At 61.1% G+C, this 25,986-nt stretch carries 22 protein-coding genes; 9 read left to right on the forward strand and 13 right to left on the reverse strand.

The features are described 5' to 3' along the window. Position 1 precedes the first annotated feature (1 nt). Both CS390_RS22480 and CS390_RS22485 read right to left on the reverse strand, forming a co-directional pair. Complete coding sequence (locus tag CS390_RS22480) at positions 2–1,282, reverse strand: aspartate aminotransferase family protein (RefSeq protein ID WP_099776013.1); 1,281 nt, start codon at positions 1,280–1,282, stop codon at positions 2–4. Beyond that, a complete protein-coding gene (locus tag CS390_RS22485; protein ID WP_065761425.1) occupies positions 1,279–1,977 on the reverse strand; it encodes an MOSC domain-containing protein in 699 nt (232 codons plus the stop codon). The genes CS390_RS22480 and CS390_RS22485 overlap by 4 nt, the downstream gene beginning before the upstream one ends. Positions 1,978–2,079: 102 nt before the next feature. On the opposite strand from CS390_RS22485, the gene CS390_RS22490 reads away from it, so the two are divergent. Further along, positions 2,080–3,000, forward strand: coding sequence for a LysR substrate-binding domain-containing protein (locus tag CS390_RS22490; protein ID WP_099776015.1), 921 nt, complete (start codon positions 2,080–2,082; stop codon positions 2,998–3,000). Positions 3,001–3,226: 226 nt separating this feature from the next. On the opposite strand, the gene CS390_RS22495 is transcribed toward CS390_RS22490, so the two are convergent. The 9 genes from CS390_RS22495 to bioB form a co-directional block, all read right to left on the reverse strand. Further along, on the reverse strand, positions 3,227–5,005 hold the full coding sequence (locus CS390_RS22495) for an acyl-CoA dehydrogenase C-terminal domain-containing protein (protein ID WP_065761423.1): 1,779 nt from the start codon (positions 5,003–5,005) through the stop codon (positions 3,227–3,229). A gap of 124 nt (positions 5,006–5,129) precedes the next feature. Further along, on the reverse strand, positions 5,130–6,413 hold the full coding sequence (locus tag CS390_RS22500; protein WP_065761422.1) for a diguanylate cyclase: 1,284 nt from the start codon (positions 6,411–6,413) through the stop codon (positions 5,130–5,132). Positions 6,414–6,610: 197 nt separating this feature from the next. Then, positions 6,611–8,416, reverse strand: a complete 1,806-nt coding sequence (locus tag CS390_RS22505; protein WP_099776017.1) for a phenylacyl-CoA dehydrogenase — start codon at positions 8,414–8,416, stop codon at positions 6,611–6,613. A gap of 271 nt (positions 8,417–8,687) precedes the next feature. Further along, on the reverse strand, positions 8,688–8,984 hold the full coding sequence (locus tag CS390_RS22510) for a pyrroloquinoline quinone biosynthesis protein PqqE (RefSeq protein WP_065761529.1): 297 nt from the start codon (positions 8,982–8,984) through the stop codon (positions 8,688–8,690). Positions 8,985–9,091: 107 nt separating this feature from the next. Continuing rightward, complete coding sequence (bioD, locus tag CS390_RS22515; RefSeq protein WP_099776019.1) at positions 9,092–9,772, reverse strand: dethiobiotin synthase; 681 nt, start codon at positions 9,770–9,772, stop codon at positions 9,092–9,094. Position 9,773: 1 nt separating this feature from the next. Further along, positions 9,774–10,598: a malonyl-ACP O-methyltransferase BioC gene (bioC, locus tag CS390_RS22520; RefSeq protein WP_065761527.1), complete on the reverse strand. Its 825-nt coding sequence runs from the start codon at positions 10,596–10,598 to the stop codon at positions 9,774–9,776. Continuing rightward, entirely contained in the window at positions 10,591–11,322 is a 732-nt protein-coding gene (locus CS390_RS22525; RefSeq protein WP_099776020.1) for an alpha/beta fold hydrolase, read from the reverse strand. Before CS390_RS22525 ends, bioC begins: the two co-directional genes overlap by 8 nt. Next, a complete protein-coding gene (gene bioF, locus CS390_RS22530; protein WP_099776022.1) occupies positions 11,315–12,487 on the reverse strand; it encodes an 8-amino-7-oxononanoate synthase in 1,173 nt (390 codons plus the stop codon). Before bioF ends, CS390_RS22525 begins: the two co-directional genes overlap by 8 nt. 7 nt (positions 12,488–12,494) lie before the next feature. After that, positions 12,495–13,553, reverse strand: coding sequence for a biotin synthase BioB (gene bioB / locus CS390_RS22535; RefSeq protein WP_065761524.1), 1,059 nt, complete (start codon positions 13,551–13,553; stop codon positions 12,495–12,497). A gap of 88 nt (positions 13,554–13,641) precedes the next feature. Here bioB and CS390_RS22540 point away from each other — a divergent pair, with 88 nt between their 5' ends. From CS390_RS22540 to rarD, 5 genes are all read left to right on the forward strand, one after another. After that, a complete protein-coding gene (locus tag CS390_RS22540) occupies positions 13,642–14,379 on the forward strand; it encodes a ComF family protein (RefSeq protein WP_065761523.1) in 738 nt (245 codons plus the stop codon). 58 nt (positions 14,380–14,437) lie between these two features. Further along, the gene (locus CS390_RS22545) at positions 14,438–15,202 is read left to right on the forward strand and encodes a TOBE domain-containing protein (protein WP_065761522.1); all 765 of its coding nucleotides are present in this window, start codon (positions 14,438–14,440) and stop codon (positions 15,200–15,202) included. 64 nt (positions 15,203–15,266) lie between these two features. Next, entirely contained in the window at positions 15,267–17,168 is a 1,902-nt protein-coding gene (locus CS390_RS22550) for a PhoX family phosphatase (protein WP_099776024.1), read from the forward strand. 137 nt (positions 17,169–17,305) lie between these two features. Further along, entirely contained in the window at positions 17,306–18,280 is a 975-nt protein-coding gene (locus tag CS390_RS22555) for a serine/threonine protein kinase (RefSeq protein ID WP_099776026.1), read from the forward strand. Between the two features lie 64 nt (positions 18,281–18,344). Then, the gene (gene rarD / locus CS390_RS22560) at positions 18,345–19,232 is read left to right on the forward strand and encodes an EamA family transporter RarD (RefSeq protein WP_065761519.1); all 888 of its coding nucleotides are present in this window, start codon (positions 18,345–18,347) and stop codon (positions 19,230–19,232) included. A 210-nt stretch (positions 19,233–19,442) separates the two neighbouring features. Here rarD and CS390_RS22565 read toward each other — a convergent pair whose 3' ends face one another. Further along, on the reverse strand, positions 19,443–19,961 hold the full coding sequence (locus CS390_RS22565) for a glycine cleavage system protein R (protein WP_065760752.1): 519 nt from the start codon (positions 19,959–19,961) through the stop codon (positions 19,443–19,445). 438 nt (positions 19,962–20,399) lie between these two features. Between CS390_RS22565 and CS390_RS22570 the strand changes: the two genes are divergently transcribed. Next, entirely contained in the window at positions 20,400–22,577 is a 2,178-nt protein-coding gene (locus CS390_RS22570) for a malate synthase G (RefSeq protein ID WP_099776028.1), read from the forward strand. A gap of 64 nt (positions 22,578–22,641) precedes the next feature. Here the strand turns inward: CS390_RS22570 and CS390_RS22575 are convergent, their stop codons facing one another. Next, entirely contained in the window at positions 22,642–23,082 is a 441-nt protein-coding gene (locus tag CS390_RS22575) for a response regulator (protein WP_099776030.1), read from the reverse strand. Between the two features lie 246 nt (positions 23,083–23,328). On the opposite strand from CS390_RS22575, the gene CS390_RS22580 reads away from it, so the two are divergent. Together CS390_RS22580 and CS390_RS22585 are read left to right on the forward strand one after the other, a co-directional pair. Then, positions 23,329–25,266, forward strand: a complete 1,938-nt coding sequence (locus CS390_RS22580) for a DUF294 nucleotidyltransferase-like domain-containing protein (protein WP_065760770.1) — start codon at positions 23,329–23,331, stop codon at positions 25,264–25,266. After that, positions 25,263–25,973, forward strand: coding sequence for a PolC-type DNA polymerase III (locus CS390_RS22585; protein WP_099776032.1), 711 nt, complete (start codon positions 25,263–25,265; stop codon positions 25,971–25,973). Before CS390_RS22580 ends, CS390_RS22585 begins: the two co-directional genes overlap by 4 nt. The last annotated feature ends 13 nt before the right edge of the window (positions 25,974–25,986 follow it).

Raw genomic sequence — 25,986 nt, forward strand, 5'->3', positions numbered from 1 at the left:
CTCAGGCACTAGCCTCGCGACGACGGTTCAGTTGCGCGGTATGGACCCGGGCGAATGCCCGTGCCAGGCGCAACAGCATTTCATCAATGTTGCCTTTGCTCACGGTCAACGCCGGCGAAAAACGCAGCACGTTCGCCTGCGGTGCGTTCAACAGCAGGCCTTCCTGCAGCGCAGCCTTGACCACCGCAGCCGCCGAGTCATCCGCCAGCTCCAGCCCCCAGAGCAAGCCCTGGCCGCGCACTTCACCCTGGCCGTAGCGTGCAGTCAGGCGCCCCAAACCATCGCGCAGGTGCCGTCCGGCCTCCTGCACATGGTCGAAGAACCCCGACTCCAATACCGTTTGCAGCACCGCCAGGCCAGCAGCGCTCATCAGCGCATTGCCATGATGGCTTCCCTCCAGCTCGCCCGGCTCGGCGCAACAGGCCGTGCCACGTGCCAGCAACGCGGCCAGCGGCACGCCACCGCCCAAGCCTTTGCCCAGGGTCAGAATATCGGCGCGTACGCCGTAGGTTTGCTCGGCAAGCAAAGCACCGCAGCGACCGATACCGGTTTGAACCTCATCAAGGATCAGCAGGATGCCCAGCTCGCGGCACAGACGCTCGACACCCTGCAAGTAGTCCTGGGTCGCCGGAATGACGCCAGCCTCGCCCTGGATAGGCTCCAGCATGATCGCAACCGTACGCGAGTCGACGGCGGCATGCAGGGCTGCAAGGTCGTTGTAGGGCACCTTGCTGAAACCTGGCACGCCAGGCTCGCAGCGGTTGCACGGCGACGGGTCGGAGGCCGACAACGCACCCAACGTACGCCCATGGCAGCTCTGGCTGGCCGTGATGATGTGGTAGGCACCGTTACGATGCAGTTGGCCCCACTTGCGTGCCAGTTTGATCGCACCTTCGCAGGCTTCGGCGCCACTGTTGAGCAGATAGGCCTGATCACTGCCGGTGCTTTCACACAGGCGATTGACCAGTTGCAACAAGCCACGGTTATGAAACCCTGCCCCCGGATTGATCAGCGCCTGAGCCTGGGCACCCAATGCCTGAACCAGTGCTTTGGGGCTATGCCCAAGGCTGTTGACCGCACAGCCCTGAGTAAAATCGAGGTACGCCCGCCCATCACTGTCCCACAGCCAGGAACCCTGACCCCGGACGAAGACTTGTGCCGGGCGCTCTGCCACTGGCATCAGGCATTCACGCGACAATGACTCGACCGGTGCAGTGGTCACCGGAGCAGGCTCGTGCTCCTCAAGGGGGGCCGGCGAACGACGCAGGTTGAACAGGTTCATGCGCGCAACCCTTCCAGTGGCAAGCCGAGCAGACGCGATGTCCAGTCTTCGACCTGGCCGGTACGTAGACGCCTCATCGCGATGTCGCGCCAGCGTGACGACAGGGCCGGACAATCCACCAGCTTTTTCAAACCTGCATGCTCCAGGGGTTCACGGAAAAAAGCATGTAACGCCCAGGCTACGGTGAGGCCTGGGTAGCTACGCTGAATCAACTCAAAAGGATCTTCGGCGCTGACAAAACCCGGCTTGAGCACCCGGTAGAACCAGCCGCAACGGCCCGTTTGCTGAGCCTGTTCAGGCAAGTCCAGCAGGCCCCAGCGGTGGCTGAGCCGATAACAGGGCGAGCGCGGCTGGCTGATCTGCAACAGCGCGCCCCCCCATCGAAACATGTCGCCCAGGCAAACGGATTCTTCGCTCATGCCGTGGGTCGACAGGTTTTCGCCAAATGCCGGTGCACACCAGTCGATCTGTGGATAACGTTTGCGCCAATAGGCGTAGTGCTCGGCGGGGTAGTGATGCAAGGCCCGTTCAGGGCCGGTATGGAAGCGTGGGTCGCCGTGTTCATCGCTGCCCAGTCCCTGTGGCCACAACCACAGCCTTCTTGCAACCTGTTCCTTATCAATGTCGGTCAATAAGCCATGACCGATGTTTTTAGCCTTGCCTATGTAAACACCATCCACATACACGGTATTCATCGCGCCCTATGGCCCTGTAAACCTTGTGAATACGGGATAGACTAGGCTTCTTGCAGGCTAACAGCCATTTCGTTTTTCGAGCTTTTTTGATAAGTATCTCTTATGGATTTTCGCCAACTGCGTTATTTCGTCGCGGTCTACGAAGAAGGTCATGTCGGCCGGGCTGCCGAACGCCTGTCACTGTCCCAGCCGGCGCTGTCGCAACAGATCCGCCAACTCGAACACAGCCTGGATGTCAGCCTGTTCGAACGCGGCAACAAGCGACTGCTGCCGACCCTGGCAGCACACACCCTGTACAACCACGCACTGTCCCTGCTCGACGGCCTGCAACGGGCGAGTGACGCCCTGCGTAACTTCAAGGGGCAGTCATTGCGTACCTTGGCCATCGGGGTACTGCAGACCGTACGCCCAAGCCTGGTACCACAGCTGCTCGACCGGGTACGCAAGGCGCAGCCACACCTGGTGGTACAGATCTACGAACTGTCAGGTATGGAAATCGAGCGACGCCTGCTAAACGGCACACTGGATATCGGCATCAGCTACCTGCCGCCGCGCCAGCCGGGCCTGCACGGCTTGATGCTCTATGAAGACGAACTGCAATTGGTGATCCCCAATACCCACCCGTTGCGCGAATTCAAGAAAGTCTCGCTGAAACAGGCCGCCGAGTTACCGATGCTGCTGCTGGGCGAAGAGTTTCAGGTGCGGCAGATCTGGCAGTCGCAGCTGGCCAACCTTGGCCGGCGCCCGCAGGTTCAGGCGGAAATGAACAACATGGGCGGGATTCTAGACAGCCTGCCACACACGTCGCTGGCTACCGTCTTGCCCGGCCGGGCCCAAGAGGTGACGGATGATCAGGAACTGCTCTGGAAGCCGTTGAGCGAGCCACGGGTGCCGCTGAAAGTGGGCTTGGTGTTCCGGGATGCGCAGCGCCAGCAAGCCTCGATCGAGTTGCTGCGTACGCTACTGGAAGAAGAGATCGACCCACGGCACATCGGCGTATCGCCGCTGGACGTGCTGGGCTGATTTAATTGCGGGCATAAGAAAACCCCGCCGAGGCGGGGTTTGCAGACTGTTTCCCTGACATCCATTTCACCCGCCATCCTGGCAGGAATCCTGCGTGTCCCTGTTCTGTACATTGCGCGTCCTGCGCGACGTCCATGTGGTAAAGATTAGCGATGGATCCAATCTTTAGATAGAGGCGAAAAGTCACCACGTCGTGTAAGCCTTTTCCTACACGACGCAGCGAAGCTTAAAACTGCTCGGCATTGAGCAGATAAAGCGACTCGCTACCGGCCTTCACGGCTGCGCTCAACGAGTGGATGCGTGGCAGCAATCGGGCAAAGTAGAACCGTGCGGTCCCCAGTTTGCTGGCATAGAAATCGTCCTGCCCCTGCTTGGCCAGCGCCGTACGTGCCATCAGCGCCCACATGTAGGCATAAGCGACGTAACCGAAGGTCTGCAGGTACTCCACCGACGCGGCACCGATCTCGTTCGGGTTGCTCTTGGCGCGGTCCAGTACCCAGGCGGTCAGTTCGTCGAGGCAACCCAAGGCTGCTGCCAGCGGTTTACTGAATTCGTCCAGCCCGGCGTCTGCCGAGGCGATGAACTGGCGGACCTCATCCGCGAACAACGCGTAATACGCCCCGCCGCTGCCCACGACCTTGCGCCCGATCAGGTCCAGCGCCTGAATGCCGTTGGTGCCCTCGTAGATCTGCGTGATGCGCACATCGCGCACCAGTTGCTCCTGGCCCCACTCTCGGATATAGCCGTGGCCACCGAACACCTGCTGACCATGCACCGTCGTTTCCAGGCCGAGGTCCGTGAGGAACGCCTTGGCCACCGGCGTCAGCAAGGCCACCAGGTCCTCGGCACGCTTGCGCACAACCGGGTCTTCGCTGTACTTGGCAGTATCCAGTTGCATCGCCACATAACTGGAGAAGGCGCGGCCACCCTCGTTAAAGGCCTTCATGGTCAGCAGCATGCGCCGCACATCAGGGTGAACGATGATTGGGTCTGCGACCTTATCTTTCGCTTGCGGACCGGTCGGCGCACGGCTCTGCAGACGGTCGCGGGCGTATTCGATCGCGTTCTGATAAGAACGCTCTGCCGATGCCAGGCCCTGAATACCGACGCCCAGGCGCTCGTAATTCATCATGGTGAACATGGCGGCCAGGCCCTTGTTGGGCTCACCGACCAGGTACCCTACCGCGTCGTCAAAGTTCATCACGCAGGTGGCAGAAGCCTGAATGCCCATCTTGTGCTCGATGGAGCCGCAATTGACCGGGTTGCGTGCGCCGAGGCTGCCGTCGGCATTGACCAGGAACTTGGGCACCAGAAACAACGAAATGCCTTTCGGCCCAGCCGGTGCGTCCGGCAGTTTAGCCAACACCAGGTGGATGATGTTCTCGGTCAGGTCGTGCTCGCCGCCCGTGATGAAGATCTTCGTACCACTGACCCTGTAACTGCCATCGGCCTGAGGTTCTGCACGGGTGCGGATGATGCCCAGGTCAGTGCCGGCATGGGGCTCGGTCAGGCACATCGAGCCGGCCCAGACGCCGGCATACATGTTTGGCAGGTAGGTTGCCTTGAGTGCTTCACTGGCGTGGGCATTGATCGACAGACAGGCACCGGCAGTCAGCATTGGGTACAGGCCGAAGGACAGGCTGGAAGCGTTGACCATCTCTTCGACCTGGGCAGAAATCACCTTGGGCATGCCCATGCCGCCGAATGCGGGATCACCGCCTACGCCCACCCAACCACCTTCGGCATAGGTGCGATACGCATCGATAAAACCTGCTGGTGTAGTGACGACGCCATTATCCCAACGGCAGCCCTCTTCGTCGGCACCACGGTTCAGCGGCGCGATGCTTTTGCTGGTGACCTTGCCGGCCTCCTCGAGAACGGCCATGGCCGTCTCTTCGTCAACGATATCGGCCAGGCCGGGCAGTTGAGCCCAGAGCCTGGCAACCTCGAAGACTTCATTGAGGACGAAGCGCATATCGCGCAAGGGCGCTTTATAGTCAGCCATGGCAACCTCTCACAGAACCAGTCAGGGGCAGTCCCGAGGGACCGATACTCAGTTAGAAAACCAGTGTACCTGAACAACTTTTGCGAGACATAGGGCCATCTTTTGACCGGATAGTCATATCCGGTCACGCCGTACGAACGGCCCCTCGCTTGTTTTGCAAACCGTAGGCGACCACGCAGTTACGGCCCGCGCCTTTGGCGCTGTAGAGCGCCTGGTCGGCCGATTTGAGCACTTCGTCAGGCGAGCGATGCTCCATCTGACGCTCGGCGACACCGATACTGATGGTCACCGACACACTGGCGGCCGCAGCAGCACCACGGCGCTGGCGCCCCTGAGTATCGTCCTGCGGGCGGCTATCCGGATTACGCAGCAAGATATTGTAGTTGGCGATCACCTCGCGCACGGCTTCCAGGTGTGGCATGCACTCCTCGATGCTCTTGCCGGCAAATACCAGGCAAAACTCCTCCCCGCCATAGCGGTAGGCACGACCACCACCAGTGACCTTGGACAACTTGCTGGCCACCAGACGCAGCACCTGGTCCCCGACATCGTGACCGTGGGTGTCGTTGAATTTCTTGAAGTGGTCGACGTCTGTCATCGCCAGCACATAGGTACGGCCCAACCGCTGCATCCGCTCATTCAATGCGCGACGCCCCGGTAGCCCGGTCAACTCGTCGCGGAAGGCCATCTGATAGGCTTCATGGGACACCGCTGCGGCAATCATCAACATCACCTGACTGCACATGATGTTGAGGGTAAACGGCAAGATGAACGTCTTTGGCAGCATCCAGAAAATGCCGATCAGGCCAATGATCTGCGCCGCATGCAGCGGTCGTGGCTGACGCAGGTACTGCACCACCAGCAAGCCGAAGGCGATCAGGAACACCGGGTACGCCATCTGGATCAGGCTCATCCATTGGCCATGCAACGATGGCCAACGAATCTCCGCCAGCCACGCCAGCAAGGGCTGCGGGAAGCTCTGCTCAAGCCCCAGGGCGACACTGCCAAAAGCCAGCAACACGGCAAAGCGCGCCACCATATCCTGGAACAGGTGCGTACGCTCCTGCCAGGCGCCAAACAGCCCGAACAGCAAGGGCAGTAACAGGCACACTAAATGGAAGACAACGGCCGCATCCTCACGGACCCGCCCATTGTCTCGATAAAAGTCAGTCTGAGTATCCAGCAGGAAGTAGGCGATATAGACCGTGACCATCAGAAACAGCTCACGCTGACGTCGGTAAACCGCGCAGTAGGCACCGCCAAGCAGCAACACCAAGGTTGGCAGCACATTGAACAGCGATGTGAAGAAAACACTCAGGTCCCGCACATAGGCCGCCGCCAGTCCGCAGAGCAGAAGGAACAGTGATGGCAGAAAGTGACTGAGGCGTACAGCAGATAAACGAAACAAGGGAATCTCCGACCCGGCAGATCAACAATGGCATTGTGCCTCTAGTGCATCGGCAACGCACATGAATAGATGAATGTTTACCTGCACTTTCATTTAACGGCAGCGCGAGATGGGGTTTAAGGCTTCCCTCCTGTTCGTCCACACAAAAAAAACCGCCTGCCGGTCAGGGCAGGCGGTTTTTCAGTTCAGCCACTCACTCAGTAAGCGAGGCCGAAATCTTCCTCTTTCATGTCCATCAGGTTATTGGCACCTGACAGCATGGCTTCAACATGAGCACGGGTACGCGGCAGGATGCGCTGGAAGTAGAAGCGCGCAGTTTGCAGCTTGGCGGTGTAGAACGCAGTTTCGCTGGTACCAGCGGCCAGTTTCTCAGCAGCCAAGCGCGCCATGTCAGCCCAGAAGTAAGCCAGGCAGGCATAACCGGAGTACATGACGTAGTCCACCGAAGCGGCACCAACTTCTTCACGGTCTTTCATGGCGGCCATCCCGACTTTCATGGTCAGCTCACCCCACTCCTTGTTCAGCTTGGCCAGCGGTTCAACGAACTCCTTGACCGCATCGTTGCCCTCCTGGCCCTGGCAGAACTTGTGGACGATCTTGGTGAAGCCCTTCAGGGCCTCGCCTTGAGTCATCAGCACTTTACGGCCCAGCAGGTCCAACGCCTGGATACCCGTGGTGCCCTCGTACAGCATGGAGATACGGCTGTCGCGCACGTTCTGCTCCATGCCCCACTCGGCGATGAAACCGTGACCGCCGTAGATCTGCACGCCATGGTTGGCGGCTTCAAAACCGACTTCGGTCATGAAAGCCTTGGCGATCGGGGTCATGAAAGCCAGCAGCGCGTCGGCTTTCTTCCTTTCTTCCTCGTCCTGACTGTACTTGACGATATCGACCTGTTTGGCGGTGAAGTAGACCATCGCCCGGTTACCTTCGGCGAAAGCCTTCATGGTCAGCAGCATACGCCGCACGTCCGGGTGAACGATGATCGGGTCAGCGGCTTTATCCGGTGCTTTCGGCCCGGTCAGCGAACGCATCTGCAGGCGGTCGCGTGCGTACTTAAGGCCACCCTGGAAGGCCACTTCAGCGTGAGCCAGGCCTTGCAGCGCAGTCCCCAGACGTGCGGTGTTCATGAAGGTGAACATGCAGTTCAGGCCCTTGTTGGCCGGGCCGATCAGGTAGCCGGTCGCGGCGTCGAAGTTCATCACGCAGGTGGCGTTGCCGTGGATACCCATCTTGTGTTCGATGGAACCACAGGCCACGGCATTGCGTTCGCCCACACCACCATCAGCGGTAGGCAGGAACTTCGGCACGATGAACAGCGAGATGCCTTTGGTGCCAGCAGGGGCGTCGGGCAAGCGTGCCAGAACGATATGGACGATGTTATCGGCCATGTCGTGCTCACCGGCGGAGATGAAAATCTTGGTGCCGGTGACTTTGTAGGAGCCATCAGCCTGAGGCTCGGCCTTGGTGCGCAGCATGCCCAGATCGGTGCCGCAGTGCGGCTCGGTCAGGCACATGGTGCCGGTCCACTCACCGGAAACCAGCTTGGTCAGGTAGGTGTGTTGCTGCTCGGGCGTGCCGTGCTCGGAGATCGTGTTCATCGCGCCATGAGACAAGCCAGGGTACATGCCCCAGGACCAGTTGGACTCACCGACCATTTCGCTGATCGCCAGGCCCAGCGACTCAGGCAAGCCCTGACCACCATGCTCGACGTCATGGGCCAGGCTCGGCCAGCCACCTTCGACAAACTGCTGGTAGGCCTCTTTGAAGCCGGTCGGGGTTTTCACGCCCGACTCACTCCAGGTACAGCCTTCCAGATCACCCACACGGTTCAGTGGGGCCAGTACCTGTTCACAAAACTTGGCGCCTTCCTCAAGGATGGCATTCACCATGTCTGGAGTGGCGTCCTGGCAAGCCGGCAGGCTCTGATAGTGCGCTTCGTAGCCGAGCAACTCGTCACGAACAAAGCGAATATCACGCAAGGGGGCTTTGTAATCAGGCATAGCGATAAACCTCTGCTGATGGATCCTGGATAGGGAGACCGTGACACACCGACCAGCTCTTGGCGACTTTCGGTCAAACAGTTGTTTGAAACATACGTTTACGCCAATGGGTTGTCAAGCATCGTCCAGAGGGCAATTGCGCCATCTCAAACCGCTGCATGGCCCTCATCACACCGGCTACACGCGCACGAACGAGCGCCTGGCGACAAGGCCAAGGCGCTGATACATAAAGCGTAGTAGAGGGGGCGAACGCAGATAGACCGGGGGGCGGTCAGGCGTAGGTATCGATCAGGGTGCCGAGCATTTCGTCGGAAGCTTTGGCCACTTTGACACCGAGTTCAACCTGGAACTTGCCCAGGGCCAATTCGACGGTGCTGGTGGCGAGGTCTTGTTGCTGGCTGCGATCAACCGAACGCAGACGCTCAGCCTGATAGTCGCTGGACTGGCTGGTGGCGGCACGCTCGACGGTGGTATTGGCGATCTGGCTGGCTGCCTGATCGACACGGTTCTGCCCCGTCTGAATAGCCCCCAGACCGGCATAGAACGCTGAGTTGCCTGAGATTTCCATTTCGACACTCCATGACGCTAACTGCAGATACCGCCTATTGAAGCAGACCTCAAGGAAAAAGGCCCGTCAAAAACACTAATAGCACATTGCCCTTCAATAGCCTGTAGTCAGTCCAGCAGATCCAGTTGCAGGAATTCAGCCACGGCGTCAGCCGTGACGCTCTTGAGTTTAGGGACGCGCCCCAGGCAGGGTGCCGGCAACCGCTCCGCCAGGGTTGCAAGGTTCTCTTCCAGTCGCGATGTGCGCGGGTCGACAACGTTGGCCACCCAGCCGGCCAACTGCAGGCCATCGCGCGCGATGGCTTCAGCACTGAGCAGGGCGTGATTGATGCACCCCAGGCGCACGCCAACCACCAGAATCACCGGCAGTTGCAGGGCAATGGCCAGATCAGAAAGGTTGGCCTGATCAGACAGCGGCACCCGCCAACCGCCAGCCCCTTCAATCAGGGTGAAGTCTGCCCGTTGCGCCAACACGTGACGCATCGGCGCGAGCAACCCCTGAACCGTCAATGCCACGCCCGCCTCACGCGCCGCCAGATGCGGTGCGATGGCCGGCTCAAAGGCGAAAGGGTTGACCTGCTCGTAGGGCAATACAATCGAACTTTGCGCCATCAGCGCCAGGGCGTCGGCATTGCGCAAACCCTTGGCGCTGACCTCACAGCCCGAAGCGACCGGCTTGGCACCCAGCGTGCTGAGCCCCGCCTGGCGGGCAGCCTGAAGCAAGCCAGCGGCGATCGTAGTCTTGCCGACGTCGGTATCGGTACCCGCGATGAAATAGGCTGCGTTCATTTCACACTCCACTTTCCAGAGGCTTTTGCAGCACCCCGTAGACCACCTGATAGGTCGCCGGCAGGCCTTGGGGCTGACGGAACCGCTCGTATGCCTGCAGCAAGCCCTGCATGCGCGCGCGCCCTGTCAAGCCGGTGGGCCGGCCCGGGTTGAGATTGTGTGCGCCCAAGGCCTTGAGCTCATGGGTCAGGCTGCGCACATCCGGGTAGTGCAGAACATGCGGACGGCGCTCCAACGCCAGCACCGGCATGCCACTGGCCAGGCACAGGCGCTGATAGTCCTCAAATGGCCGAAAGCGGTTGACGTGAACCAGCCCGTCCACCGCCTGCCAACTGTCGCGCAGCTCCTGGAGCGTACCGACACACAGGCTGGCAAACGCCAGCACACCGCCCGGCTGCAACACCCGTCGGGCCTCACTGAGCACGCCTGCAAAGTCACCACACCACTGCACCGCCAGGCTGGAGAAGATCAGCCCGACGCTGGCCTCGCGCAGCGGCAAACGCTCGGCATCGCCAGCAACATGGTAGTGCGCACCGCCCTGTTCGCGGGCATGACGAAGCATGCCTTCGGCAATGTCTACCGCCAGGCCGACACGTTGCGGATAACGCTGTTCCAGCATCCGGCTGAAGTAACCCGTGCCACTGCCCAGGTCGAGCCAGTTCGAAGGCTGTAACGACGCAGGCAACTGTTCCAGCAAGGCGCTCCCCACATCGCGCTGCAACTGCGCAACGCTGTCATAACTGACTGCGGCGCGGGAAAACGACGCGGCTACCTGGCGTTTGTCAGGCAAGGCACCGGGCAAGGCCGGCCGGGATAGATCAGTCATCACCGCTCTCGTGCAGAAAAGCCTTTATCGCACAGGCCAACTCGTGGGGTGTCTCCACCAGGAAGCCGTGCGCGCTGTCTTCGATCAAACCGACTTCAACGTCGGGTAACACATTCAGCAGCTCGCGCGCAGCTTCAGCCGGCACCAGTGCATCGCTCCCGGCAAACAGGTGCAACTGCGGCCCGCCAAACGACTGCAATGCTGTACGGGTGTCCAACTGCGCCAGCAGTTCCAGGCCAGTCACCAGAAACTCCTCACGCGTCTGCGGCATACCGGCCGTCAACAGCCGCGCCAGCGTGCGTGGTTCCTCTGCACCCTGGCTGCACAGCGAGACAAAGCGTTTAAGGGTCACCTGAGGGTGATGGCGGCAGCCGTCGAGAAACGTCTCAAAGGTGGCGGGCGCCATCCCGTGCGGCCAATCCGGGCGAGCGACAAAACTGAGGTTGCTGGCCAGGGTCAGTACGCCGCAGCACTCATCACCACGACGAGCGGCCAGTTCAGCCGCCAGCATTCCACCCAGCGACCAGCCACCCAGCCAGGTGTTACGTGGCAGGCTACGGTCCAGGGCCGAAAGCCACGCGTGCGGATCACTGGTGTCGAGTTGCGGTAACGCATGCACCTCAACCTTGAGCGCCGGGTCCAACGCGCGCAGAGCCGCAGCCAACGGCTCCAGCGCCGCGGTTCCCAGGCCCCAGCCTGGCAGCAGTATCAGACGGTCACGCATCGACAGGCTCCAACAACGGATAACACTCGGCCAATGCATTCAACAATAGCTGCACCTGTGCCTGACTGTGGGCCGCTGTCAGGGTAACGCGCAACCGCGCACCGCCTGCAGGGACCGTCGGTGGTCGAATGGCAGTGACCAGCAGGCCGCGCTCACGCAACAACTGCGACAACCGAACCGCCCGAGCACTGTCGCCTATCACGATCGGCTGGATCGGGGTAAAGCTGTCCATCAGCGTCAAGCCGATCTGCTCGGCGCCACTGCGGAATTGTTGGATCAATGCCGCCAGGTGCTCTCGACGCCACGTTTCAGTACGCAGCAGTTCCAGGCTTTTCAAGGTGGCGCAGGCCAGCGCCGGAGGCTGACTGGTGGTGTAGATATAAGGGCGGGCGAACTGGATCAGGCACTCGATCAGCTCTTCACTGCCCGCAACAAATGCTCCCCCGGTGCCGAAGGCCTTGCCGAGGGTACCGACCAGCACCGGGACATCATCCAGGCCCAGGCCAAAATGCTCGACAACGCCACCGCCCTGACGCCCCAGGGTACCGAAACCATGTGCATCGTCGACCATCAACCAGGCACCGCGCGCTTTCGCCGCCTTGGCCAGCGCGGGCAGGTCAGCCACATCGCCGTCCATGCTGAACACCCCGTCAGTGACCACCAGGGTGTCGCCCTGGGCTTTCTCAAGACGGCTGGTCAGGCTCAGGGGGTCGTTATGCAGGTAGCGATTGAAACGCGCACCACTGAGCAGCCCGGCATCAAGCAACGATGCGTGGTTGAGGCGGTCCTGCAGCACCGTATCACCCTGCCCGACCAATGCCGTCACAGCGCCCAGATTGGCCATGTAGCCGGTGGTGAAGAGCAACGCCCTCGGGCGCCCGGTGAACTCGGCCAAGGCCTCTTCCAGCGCGTGATGCGGGCCGCTATGACCGATCACCAGGTGCGAAGCACCGCCACCGACACCCCAGCGCTCGGCACCGTCACGCCAGGCAGCAATCACATCGGGGTGATTGGCCAGGCCCAGATAGTCGTTGCTGCAAAAGGCCAACAGCGGTTGACCGTCGACCACCACGCTGGGGCCTTGCGGGCTCTCCAGCAACGGTCGCTGCCGGTACAGGGACGCGGCGCGCCGTTCTTCCAGGCGCGCACGAAGATCGAAGCTCATCCGCACCTCAAACCGAGGCGGCGTTGTAGAACAACTCGCTGCTCTTCTGCTCGATCAGGGCCTGCTCGATAGCCGCCTGATGAACTTCATCGGCATGCTCCTCGCGGGCCTCGGGCTGGATACCAAGGCGTGCAAACAGTTGCATGTCCTTGTCGGCCTGCGGGTTGGCAGTGGTCAGCAGCTTCTCGCCGTAGAAAATCGAGTTGGCGCCGGCGAAGAAGGCCAGTGCCTGCATTTCTTCGTTCATGGCTTCACGGCCAGCCGACAGACGAACATGGGACTTGGGCATCAGGATGCGGGCAACGGCGAGCATGCGGATAAAGTCGAACGGATCGACAGCCTCGGCATTCTCCAGCGGCGTACCGGCGACCTTCACCAGCATGTTGATCGGTACCGACTCCGGGTGCTCTGGCAGGTTGGCCAGTTGAATCAGCAGGCCGGCGCGGTCGTCCAGCGACTCGCCCATGCCGAGGATGCCGCCCGAACAGATCTTCATCCCCGCATCGCGCACATATGCCAGGGTTTCCAGGCGCTCGCCATAGGTACGGGTAGTGATGATGTTGCCGTAGAACTCCGGCGAGGTATCGAGGTTGTGGTTGTAGTAGTCCAGCCCGGCTTCGGCCAGGGCCTGGGTCTGCTCACGGTCGAGCTTGCCCAGGGTCATGCAGGTTTCCAGGCCCATGGCCTTGACCCCTTTGACCATCTCCAGCACATACGGCATGTCCTTGGCCGACGGGTGTTTCCAGGCGGCGCCCATGCAGAACCGGGTAGAGCCGATAGCCTTGGCCCGCGCGGCTTCCTCCAGCACCTTCTGCACTTCCATCAGCTTCTGCTTGTCCAGGCCGGTGTTGTAGTGACCGGACTGTGGACAATATTTGCAATCTTCCGGGCAAGCACCGGTCTTGATCGACAGCAGGGTCGAGACCTGAACACGGTTAGCGTTGAAGTGCGCGCGGTGTACGGTCTGCGCCTGGAACAGCAAGTCATTGAACGGCTGCTGGAACAGGGCTTTAACCTCAGCCAGGGTCCAGTCGTGACGAAGAGTTGCAGTTGTGCTGGCGCTCATGGGCGATTCCTTGTTTAGGCTTGACTGGCGCCGGGACAGGAAAGCCCGCCAGCGCATCACGGAGTGTTTGCATGATTAAGGAAGCCCCATGCACTGTCAACCGAAGCTTAAACAGCTGGTTTACAAGTGGTTAAATAATAACCACAACTGTTTGTTATGCGATGAACCTGCCCACGCCCCCATCCCCATCTGCGTCGCCTGCGAGGCTGAGCTGCCCTGGCTTGATGAACGATGCCGGGTGTGCGCCTTGCCCTTGCCGATGACAGGACTGGTCTGCGGGCAATGCAATCGCCGCCGCCCGGCTTTCCAGCAGGTTGAAGCCCCTTGGCACTATGGGTTTCCAGTGGATGCACTGATCACCCGCTTCAAATACCACCGGCAATGGCCGCTGGGGCGACTGCTCGCCGAACTGCTCGGCAACTGGCTGGCCTACCGTTTCGCCGAAGGCCTGGCGCAGCCAACGCTTCTGTTACCTGTACCGATGGCCACACGCCGGTTGCGTCAGCGCGGCTACAACCAAGCGGGAATGCTGGCCAAGTGGCTCGGCACACAACTGGACATTACCTGCGATGAACACCTGCTGGTGCGCACGCTCGATACCCCTGCGCAACAGGGCCTGAACGCCCGGACCCGCAAACGCAACCTGCGCCAGGCGTTCGCAGTGACCGATGTGAAGGCCGTGGCCGGCCGTCACCTGGCCTTGGTCGATGATGTACTGACCACCGGTGCCACCGCCCAGGCCTTGGCGAGCCAGCTGCTCAAGGCGGGGGCTCGACGGGTTGATGTGTACTGCCTGGCGCGCACGCCAAAACCGGGCAGCGCTTGACTTGGCACAAGCGGGCGGGCACTTTCGCAGCGATCACCGCCACCCTGCGTAGCCATTCATGTCCCTGCCCGCCCTGCTCAACCAGCACCTCGTCAAACGCCCGCAACGTATCGCCCTGCTGCAGCACATCGCCGAGCAAGGCTCGATCACGCGGGCGGCAAAAAGCGCCGGCATCAGCTACAAGGCCGCCTGGGATGCCATCGACGAGCTGAACAATCTGGCTGGCACGCCACTGGTCGAACGCAGCGTCGGCGGCCGGGGAGGTGGCGGCGCGAAACTCACCGAGGAAGGCGCTCGGGTGCTGCGCCTGTATCAACGCCTGCAAGCCTTGCAGGCGCAAATTCTCGAAGCCACCGAAGACGCTGCTGATCTCGACCTGCTCGGTCGGCTGATGCTGCGCACCAGCGCACGCAACCAACTGTACGGCAAGGTACGCACAATAGAGGCTCAAGGTCGCAATGACCTGATCGAGCTGGCACTGGCCGACAACCTGAGCCTCAGCGCACAGATCACCCATGACAGCACGCTGCGCCTGGAGCTGGCCCCTGGGGCCACTGTCGTTGCGCTGATCAAGGCTGGCTGGCTGGAGTTGTTGGCGGCCAATGCCCAGCCTGAAGCTGGCTACAACTGCCTGCTGGCGACCGTCGAGGAGCGCCTCGACGATGCCGGAGGGCCCAGCGAAGTGCGCCTGGTGCTGAGCAACGGCCAGACCCTCTGCGCCCTCGCAGAAGCCGAGTGGCTGAATGAGTTGCACGCAACGCCTGGAAGCCTGTTACAGGTTCAGTTCCCGCCGGCCTGTGTACTGCTGGGAACCCCAGTCTAAAATTCGACACATTACCGTCATACAGGCTGACTAAGGTGACTGCCAAAACAGCAGGAAGCCGATCATGACCCTTTTAGACGAAAACCAGCCTACCGATCTCGAACAGATGGTCGGCCTCAGCCGACGCCGCTTCATCGGTGCCGGCGCCCTGTGTGGCGCCGCATTGTTCCTTGGCGGCGGCCTGATGAGCCGCAGCACACTGGCGCAGAGCGTCAAGGCCGCCAACGACAGCCTGCTGGGTTTTCCGACGATCCCTGCCGCAACCACCGACAGCATCAGCCTGCCGCCCGGCTACAACGCCTCGGTACTGATCAGTTGGGGCCAGCCGCTGCACACCGACAGCCCGGCGTTCGACGCCTCGGGCAATGGCAGCGCCAAAGCGCAGGAACTGCAGTTTGGCGACAATAACGATGGCATGAGCCTGTTCCCCTTTCCTGGCGATGAAAACCGGGCGTTGATGGCCATCAACAACGAGTACACCAACTACCGCTACCTGTTCCCTCACGGTGGCCAGCCAACCTCCGCCGAAGATGTGCATAAGGCCCAGGCTGCCGAAGGCGTGTCGGTGATTGAGGTGCAACGCAGCAATGGCCAGTGGCAGTTCGTCCAGGGCTCGCCCTACAACCGCAGGATTCACGGCAATACGCCAATCCGCATGAGCGGCCCGGCCAGCGGCGATGCCTGGCTCAAGACCGCTGCCGACAACAGTGGCGGCAAGGTACTGGGCACCTTCCAGAACTGCGCCAACGGCAAGACGCCATGGGGCACCTACCTGACCTGCGAAGAAAACTTCACCGACTGCTTCGGCAGCAGCAACCCGCAACAGGCATTCGATCCGGGCCAGAAACGCTACGGTGCTTCGGTCGCCAGCAAGGACATCGGCTGGCACCTGCACGATCCGCGCTTCGACCTGGCGAAAAACCCCAATGAACTCAACCGGCATGGCTGGGTCGTCGAAATTGACCCCTTCGACCCACATTCAACGCCGGTCAAGCGCACAGCCCTGGGCCGCTTCAAACATGAAAATGCGGCACTAGGCGAAACCCGCGACGGCCGGGCGGTGGTCTACATGGGCGACGACGAACGTGGGGAATTCATCTACAAATTCATCAGCCGCGACCCCATCGACCACAAGAACCCCACTGCCAACCGTAACCTGCTCGACCACGGCACCCTGTATGTCGCCCGCTTCGACAACGGCGACGGCAACCCCGACCAGCCGAAAGGCAAGGGCCAGTGGCTGGAGCTGACCCACGGCAAGAACGGCCTGAACGCCGCCAATGGCTTCGCCAATCAGGCTCAGGTGCTGATCCATGCGCGCCTGGCGGCCAGCCTGCTTGGCGCCACACGCATGGACCGCCCGGAATGGATTGTGGTCAGCCCCAAGGATGGTCAGGTCTATTGCACCTTGACCAACAACGTCAAACGCGGCGAAGAAGGCCAACCCGTAAACGGACCGAACCCCCGTGAGAAAAACATCTACGGGCAGATACTGCGCTGGCGCGAAAGCGCTGACGACCAGGGTGCGATGACCTTCGACTGGGACCTGTTCCTGATTGCCGGCAACCCTGGCGTTCATCCCGGCGACGCGAAAGCCGGCTCCGCCAACATCACCCCGCAGAACATGTTCAACAGCCCGGACGGGCTGGGTTTCGATGCCGACGGACGGCTGTGGATTCTCACCGATGGCGACTACAGCAATAGCGGTGATTTTACCGGCATGGGCAACAACCAGATGCTCTGCGCCAACCCGACGACCGGCGAGATCCGGCGCTTCATGGTCGGCCCGGTGGGCTGTGAAGTCACCGGTATTGCCTTCGCGCCAGACCAGCGCACGCTGTTCGTAGGTATCCAGCACCCAGGCGAAAGTGGCGGCTCGACCTTCCCCGAGCACCTGCCCAACGGCAAGCCGCGTTCATCCGTCATGGCGATCCGCCGGGACGACGGCGGCATCATCGGCGCCTGAGGCGAACCGCAACACAGCCCCTGCAACTCGGCGCGCGCAGGGGCATGTAGCGCACCCCAACGAGATGCATCGCATCCGGCGGATTGCGCTACCATGCCAGGCATGATGCGGCTGCCTGCCGCACGGCAGGAGCGCGTATGTCACACCCCTTCGATACCCTCACCCCCGACCTGGTGCTGGACGCTGTGGAAAGCATCGGTTTTCTCAGCGATGCCCGGGTATTGGCCCTCAACAGTTACGAGAACCGCGTCTATCAAGTCGGCATCGTAGACGCCGAACCGTTGATCGCCAAGTTCTACCGGCCCGGACGCTGGAGCAACGAGGCCATTCTCGAAGAGCACGCCTTCACCGCCGAACTGGCCGATTGCGACGTGCCGGTGGTCGCGCCACTGGTTCACAACGGCGCCACCCTGTTCGAACACGCCGGTTTTCGCTTCACCCTGTTCCCACGGCGTGGCGGGCGGGCGCCCGAACCAGGCAATCTGGACCAACTCTATCGCCTCGGCCAACTGCTGGGGCGCTTGCACGCCGTAGGCGCTACCCGTCCGTTTCTGCACCGTGAAACCCTGGCGGTGGATAACTTCGGCCATGCTTCGCTCGCCACCCTGCTGGAAGGCAACTTCGTCCCCAAAAGCCTGCTGCCCGCCTATGAGTCGGTCGCACGTGACCTGCTCATGCGCGTCGAGGCCATCTACGCGCAAACGCCGCACACGCTCATCCGCCTGCATGGCGACTGCCACCCCGGCAACATGATGTGCCGGGATGAGGTGTTCCATATCGTCGATCTGGATGACTGCCGCATGGGCCCGGCGGTTCAAGACCTGTGGATGATGCTTGCCGGCAGTCGGCAGGAGCGCCTGGGGCAACTGGCTGAACTGATGGACGGCTACAACGAGTTCCACGACTTCGACCCGAGGGAACTGGCCCTGATCGAACCGCTGCGCGCCTTGCGCCAGCTGCACTACAGCGCTTGGCTGGCCCGGCGCTGGGACGACCCGGCCTTCCCGCGTAGTTTCCCCTGGTTCGGTCAGGAGCGTTACTGGGGCGACCAGATCCTTGCACTACGTGAACAACGGGCCGCACTGGATGAAGAACCGCTGAAATTGTTCTGAAACCTGAAGCAGTCTGTCTACAATGGCGACTGCTTTTAGTTAGCTGCCTAAGCAAGGAATCTGCATGCACGCCGTCAACCCGCGCCGCGGGTACATCCTGGGCCTGACCGCCTACATCATCTGGGGCCTGTTCCCCCTCTATTTCAAAGCCCTGCAAGCCGTTCCGGCCGTCGAAATCATTGTTCACCGGGTGCTCTGGTCGGCCTTGTTCGGCTCACTGTTGCTGCTGGTCTGGAAACACCCCGGCTGGTGGCGCGAGCTACGCGAAAACCCTGGCCGGCTGGCGACCCTGGCCCTGAGCGGCGCGCTGATCGCCGGCAACTGGCTGACCTATGTCTGGGCCGTGAACAACGACCGCATGCTTGAGGCTAGCCTGGGCTACTACATCAATCCGCTGGTCAACGTTCTGCTGGGTATGCTTCTACTGGGCGAGCGCCTGCGCCGCCTGCAATGGCTCGCCGTAGGCCTGGCAGCATTCGGGGTGGCGCAACAGGTATGGCAAGTCGGCAGCCTGCCGTGGATTTCACTGGTACTGGCACTGAGCTTCGGTTTCTACGGCCTGATCCGCAAAAGGGCGCCCGTTGCGGCACTGCCCGGGCTGGTGGTGGAGACCTGGATGCTAGTACCGCTGGCACTCGGCTGGCTGCTGCTCAACCCGCACGCCAACAGCGCACAGGCCAGCTTCTACGGCAGCAGCGAAGCCCTCTGGCTGATTGCGGCCGGGCCGGTCACGCTGGTGCCGCTGGTGTGCTTCAACGCCGCCGCGCGCCACCTGCCCTACACCACCCTGGGCTTCCTGCAGTACCTGGCGCCGACGCTGGTCCTGCTGCAGGCGGTATGGCTGTTTGGCGAACACCTGTCGAGCAGCACGCTAGTAGCGTTCATCTTCATTTGGGCCGGCCTGGCGCTGTACAGCGTCGACAGCTGGCTACGCCTGCGCAAAAATAGCTGATCAAAAAACATACAGATCGCTGCAGGCCACACAGCACGTGGCCTGCAGCAACCTCTCCCAAGGTTATCCACAAGCTGATCCCCGTGCTTTGTGCACAAGCCCTTGAATCTGCTCATTTTTTGCTCAAACCTCCACAGGCCGCAGCCGGCTTGGCGCTGCCAGGAGGCTCCCCAGGTTATCCACAGGGGCATCCCCGGTAAAACGGGATAACTACTCTTCCGGTCGTAACGTGAGCTCTACCATCAGATCGTCTGCCAGTTCTTCCAGGTGCTTCTGTAGCTGTTCGAGCGGCAAGGTCAGCGGCAGCGCCAACAACGCTTCAGCATAAAACAGCGGCTCGCTGCTCATGGGGGCCGGTCGCACATCCGTGTTCAAGCGCTCAACGTTGATCCCCAGCTCGGCCAACAAACGCGTGATATCGCGCACGATGCCTGGCCGGTCGTTGCCAACCAGCTCCATCGCGATAGGCTTCCAGGTGCACGAAGGTTCGATGCCGCTTTCGGCGATCAGCACGCGAATACCCTGGCTGGCCAGCGCTTGCAAGGCTTCGACCAACTCATCATAGGACTCCGCCGGAACAGCCACGCGCAAAATCCCGGCAAACTGGCCGGCCATCCGCGACATCCGGCTCTCGAGCCAGTTGCCGTTATGCTCGGCAATGCATTCTGCGATGCGCTCCACCTGTCCCGCCTTGTCGGCGGCAATCACTGTCAATACGAGATGATTCACGCGGCAGCCCTCTGCGTTTAACGGTTCGATTCGCCCGAATTGCCAAGGCGCCGGGAAAGTATAGGCAAGGCGCGGCAACCTGCCGCAGCCGTCCCAAAAGACAAATCGTGTACTGTTTTAAGATTTATCTGGAACAATCTCTCTGTTTTTTGAGAACATGTTGTCTTCCAGCGTGACCCCATGCGACCAAACGGTCGCAGAACGACGTATTTAGTCTAATTTTCACAACCGCCGCGCATCATGTAGTATGCCGCAGCGCGGACTACAAAACGTTGATTCGATGTCTGCCAAGGCGCCTGTGAAAATACGCAACCGCCCGCCAGCACGCCTGGCAGGCTGCACCCAGCCGCCCTCCGGGCAAGTTCTGGTGCCGTGTTTAGAGAAGCGCTACAGGCTTTAAATAGAAGAGCTGAATAGCTGAGCAGAGTGAGGCAAGCAATGACTGAACACGTTCAAGTCGGTGGCCTTCAGGTCGCCAAAGTCCTGTTCGACTTCGTGAACAACGAAGCCATTCCTGGAACCGGTATCAACGCCGAACAGTTCTGGGTGGGTGCGGAAAAGATCATCAACGACCTCGCTCCAAAGAACAAAGCCCTCCTGGCCAAGCGTGACGACCTGCAGGCGAAGATCGACGCCTGGCACCAGGCACGCAAAGGCCAGGCACACGATGCTGCGGCCTACAAAGCCTTCCTTCAGGAAATCGGCTACCTGCTGCCAGAAGCGGCAGATTTCCAGATTTCCACCGAAAACGTCGATGACGAAATCGCTCGCATGGCCGGCCCACAACTGGTGGTTCCGGTCATGAATGCGCGCTTTGCCCTGAACGCATCCAACGCCCGCTGGGGCTCGCTGTACGACGCCCTGTATGGCACCGACGCCATCAGCGAAGCGGGCGGCGCGGAAAAAGGCAAAGGCTACAACAAGGTCCGTGGCGACAAGGTCATTGCCTTCGCCCGCGCCTTCCTCGATGAGTCCGCGCCACTGGCAGCCGGCTCCCATGTCGACGCCACCGCCTACCGTATCGAAAACGGAAAACTGGTAGTCGCCCTCAAGGGTGGCAGCAAAAGTGGCCTGCGCGATGATGCACAACTGATTGGCTTCCAGGGCGATGCGGCGAAACCGACCTCCATCCTGCTCAAGCACAACGGCCTGCACTTCGAGATCCAGATCGACGCCAACACCCCTGTCGGCCAAACCGACGCAGCGGGTGTAAAAGACATCCTGGTCGAAGCCGCCCTGACCACCATCATGGACTGCGAAGACTCCGTCGCTGCGGTCGATGCCGACGACAAAGTGGTGATCTACCGCAACTGGCTCGGCCTGATGAAAGGCGACCTGTCTGAAAGCGTCAGCAAAGGTGGCCAGAGCTTCACCCGCACCATGAACCCGGACCGCGAGTACAGCACGCCTCAGGGTGGCACGTTGAGCCTGCACGGTCGTTCGCTGCTGTTTGTACGTAACGTTGGTCACCTGATGACCATCGACGCCATTCTCGACAAAGACGGCAACGAAGTACCAGAGGGCATCCTCGACGGCCTGATCACCAACCTGGCGGCGGTGCACAACCTCAACGGCAACACCTCCCGCAAGAACAGCCGCACTGGCTCTGTGTATATCGTGAAGCCGAAAATGCATGGCCCTGAAGAAGCCGCATTTACCAATGAACTGTTCGGTCGCATCGAAGACGTTCTAGGCTTGAAACGTAATACGCTGAAAGTCGGCATCATGGACGAGGAGCGTCGTACCACGGTCAACCTGAAGGCCTGCATCCAGGCTGCCAGCGAGCGTGTAGTGTTCATCAACACCGGTTTCCTTGATCGCACCGGCGACGAAATCCACACCTCCATGGAGGCTGGCGCCATGGTGCGCAAAGGCGCCATGAAAACCGAGAAGTGGATCGGCGCTTACGAGAACTCCAACGTCGACATCGGTCTGGCCACTGGCCTGTCAGGTCGCGCACAGATCGGTAAAGGCATGTGGGCCATGCCGGACCTGATGGCCGACATGCTCCAGCAGAAGATCGCTCACCCGATGGCGGGTGCCAACACTGCCTGGGTGCCGTCGCCAACGGCTGCTGCGCTGCACGCGCTGCATTATCATAAGGTCGACGTCTTCGCCCGCCAGGCGGAACTGGCCAAGCGTGCACCGGCTTCGGTCGACGACATCCTGACCATCCCGCTCGCCGCCAATACCAACTGGTCCGACGAAGAGATCCGTAACGAGCTGGACAACAACGCCCAGGGCATCCTCGGTTATGTTGTGCGCTGGATCGACCAAGGCGTTGGCTGCTCGAAAGTGCCGGACATCAACGATGTCGGCCTGATGGAAGACCGCGCCACCCTGCGGATTTCCAGCCAACTGCTGGCCAACTGGTTGCGTCACGGTATCGTCAGCGAAGCCCAGGTCATGGAGAGCCTCAAGCGCATGGCCCCCGTGGTTGACCGGCAGAACGCCAACGACCCGCTGTACCGCCCACTGGCACCAGACTTCGACAACAACATCGCCTTCCAGGCGGCAGTCGAACTGGTGGTAGAAGGTACCAAGCAGCCGAACGGCTACACCGAGCCGGTCCTGCACCGTCGTCGGCGCGAGTTCAAGGCGCGTAACGGCCTGTAACGCCATCGCCAGCACTGTCTCCCACCGGGGGGCGGTGCTGGCGGCGACGCACGCCGCCTCACGCTCAATTCACGCCCAACTCCCGCCGCACCAGCGCCAGCAACGCCTCCATATCGGTCGGCCCGAGCAGAAAATCCACTACGCCCAGGCGCATTGCCGAGATCGCATCCTGCACATCAGCCTCGTCCGAGGTAATCACGATGGGCAAAGCCGCCCGTTCCGTCCCCCGAATCAACCGAATCAACCCCAGGCCATCGACCGGGGCCATATGCAGGCCCGTGATCAACAGGCCGATTGTCCGATCCTTCTTCAGCCGCTGAAGTACCGCTTGGCCGTCATCCAGCACCAGGCACTGCACGCCATGGCTGGAGAGCTGCGCAGCCAGCAGGTCAGCGGCATTGCGCGGGTCATCGACAATCAATACTGTCAGGGCTGCCGGTGCCTGCATGACCGCACTTAGCGCCTCGCGCTCGGCGTCACTCAAGATACTTTCATGATCGGTCATCACGGCTCCATGCACGTAGAAAATTGCCCACTGGAACAAGTTCAGACTGCATTCGGACGCCTTGCAACCTGCCTTTCATCACTTAATGGATGGCCTGCAGCCCGCTCCTGACGCCAATCAACCTGCCTATGCCGCGTTTTTTAGACTTACGTCCAATGGGCACTGCCGGGCCTGCGACCGACCATGGAGGCAGACAAGAACAATCTTCGGCGCTGCGCCGCCGAGCCCAGAGATGTGGTCGAACACATGAGTAAAATGGACGCCTTCGCCCAAGCCGGCAAGACGGCAGTCATGCAGAACATTCAGGGAACCATGCAGTTCCTGCAGCGTTTCCCTCCGTTCAACCAGATGGAGAACGCCCATCTGGCCTATCTGGTTGAACAGTGCCAGTTGCGTTTCTATGCTGCCGACGAAAGTATCATCAAGCCCGCCGATGGGCCTGTGGAGCATTTCTACATCGTCAAACAGGGGCGTGTGGTCGGCGAACGCCCGCACACCGCCAAACGCGGCACTGAAACCACCTTTGAAATCACCAGTGGCGAGTGCTTCCCACTGGCGGCGCTGCTGGGTGAGCGTGCGACCCGTACCGAGCATCTGGCCGCCGAGGACACCTTCTGCCTGCGGTTACCGAAAGCTGCGTTCATTCGTCTGTTCACGCTGTCTGACGTGTTCCGGGACTTCGCCCTGCGTGGGGTCAGCAGCCTGCTGGATCAGGTCAACCAGCAAGTCCAGCGCAAGGCCGTCGAAACACTGGGCACTCAGTACTCGCTGAACACCCGCCTGGGTGAGCTGGCAATGCGTCACCCGGTGGTCTGCGGCCCCGAGACAGCGCTGCGCGAAGCAGTACGGCTGATGCATGAACAACAGGTTGGCAGCATCGTCATCGTCGACCCCCAGCGTGCACCGATTGGCATCTTCACCCTGCGCGACCTTCGCCAGGTGGTGGCCGACGCCAGCGCCGACTTCGCCACGCCGATCGAACAGCACATGACCCACGCGCCGTTCTTCCTCAGCCCCGAGGCCAGTGCCTTCGATGCGGCCATTGCAATGACCGAGCGGCACATCGCCCATGTTTGCCTGGTGGAAGACAAACGCCTGTGTGGCGTGGTGTCCGAACGTGACCTGTTCTCCCTGCAACGGGTGGACCTGGTGCACCTGGCCCGCACCATCCGCAATGCACCACGCATCGAGAACCTGGTATCGATGCGCGGCGAGATCGGTCAACTGGTCGAGCGCATGCTGGCCCACGGCGCATCCTCGACCCAGATTACCCAGATCATCACCTTGCTCAACGACCATACGGTCTGCCGCGTCATCGAGTTGGCGCTTCAGGACAAAGGCGATCCGGGTGTGCCGTTCAGTTGGCTGTGTTTTGGTAGCGAAGGGCGACGCGAGCAAACCCTGCATACCGACCAGGACAACGGCATTCTCTTCGAGGCACGCGATGCGGCCCAGGCCGAAGAGATCCGCAGCAAGCTGTTGCCGCTGGCACTGCACATCAACCAAGGCCTGGCCCAATGTGGATTCACCCTGTGCAAAGGCAACATCATGGCCAGCAATCCACAGCTGTGCCTCTCACGCGCCGAGTGGGCCCGCCGCTTCGCCGCCTTCATTCGTGAAGCCACGCCGGAGAACCTGCTGGCTTCAAGCATCTACTTTGACCTTCGGGTGGTCTGGGGCGACGAAAGCGCCTGCGAGCAACTGCGTCAGGGCATTCTTGAGCAGGTAGCCGACAACCGTCTGTTCCAACGCATGATGGCCGAAAACGCCTTGCGTCAGCGCCCACCGGTTGGCCGTTTCCGGGACTTCGTCCTGACGCGCCAGGGCGACGACAAGGCCGCAACACTCGACCTTAAGGTTCAGGGCCTGACACCGTTCGTCGACGGCGCACGCCTGCTCGCGCTGGCCAATGGCATCGGCGCCAACAACACCCTGGAGCGCCTGCGCCAACTGGTTGCCAAGGACGTCATCGACCCGCTGGACGGTGCGGCCTATGAAGAGGCCTACCACTTCATTCAGCAAACCCGGATGCAGCAACACCAGTTGCAAACCCGGCATCACCTGCCCTACTCCAACCGCGTCGACCCGGACAGCCTGAACCATCTGGACCGACGCATCCTGCGTGAATCCCTGCGCCAGGCCCAGCGCCTGCAAGCCAGCCTGACCCTGCGGTACCAGTTATGAGTCTGTTTGCCTGGCTGCGTCCCCGCCAGCCCAACCTTAACGAACAACAAGCGCAGCGCCTGGCACAATTGCCTGGCGCTGCCGCCCTCGACGAGCGCCCGCTAGACGAACAACGCTGGGTTGTTCTCGACCTGGAGACCAGTGGGTTGAACGTCAACCGTGATCAGGTACTGTCAATTGGTGCGGTAGTCATTGAGGACGGCGCCATCGACTTCAGCCAACAGTTTGAGCGCACCCTGCACCGACACGACCACAAACTCAGCCCCAGCGTGCTTATCCATGGCCTTGGCCCCAGCGCCATTGCTGCCGGTTGCGACCCCGCGCAAGCCTTGCTTGACCTGATGGAGTTTGTTGGCGAAAGCCCGATACTGGCCTTTCATGCACCCTTTGATCAGCGCATGCTCAGCCGCGCCCTTAAAGACAGCTTGGGTTACCGCCTGCAACACCCTTTCATCGATGTGGCCGAACTGGCACCCCAGCTCAACCCCAACGCCACCTTGCGTGAAGCCGGGCTTGATGACTGGACCTACTACTTCGGCCTTGAGGCCAGCGAACGCCACCATGCCAGTGCCGACGCCATGGTCACTGCCGAACTGGCCCTGATCCTGTTCAACCAGGCAAAACGGCAACACATCGACAGCCCCCTGGCGCTTGAACAGCGGCTAAACGGCTGGCGCCGGCGTCAGCAGCAGCGTCAGCTCTTCTAAGCGATCACACTGA

The sequence above is a fragment of the Pseudomonas sp. HLS-6 genome (assembly GCF_002753995.1).
Lineage (GTDB): Bacteria > Pseudomonadota > Gammaproteobacteria > Pseudomonadales > Pseudomonadaceae > Aquipseudomonas > Aquipseudomonas defluvii.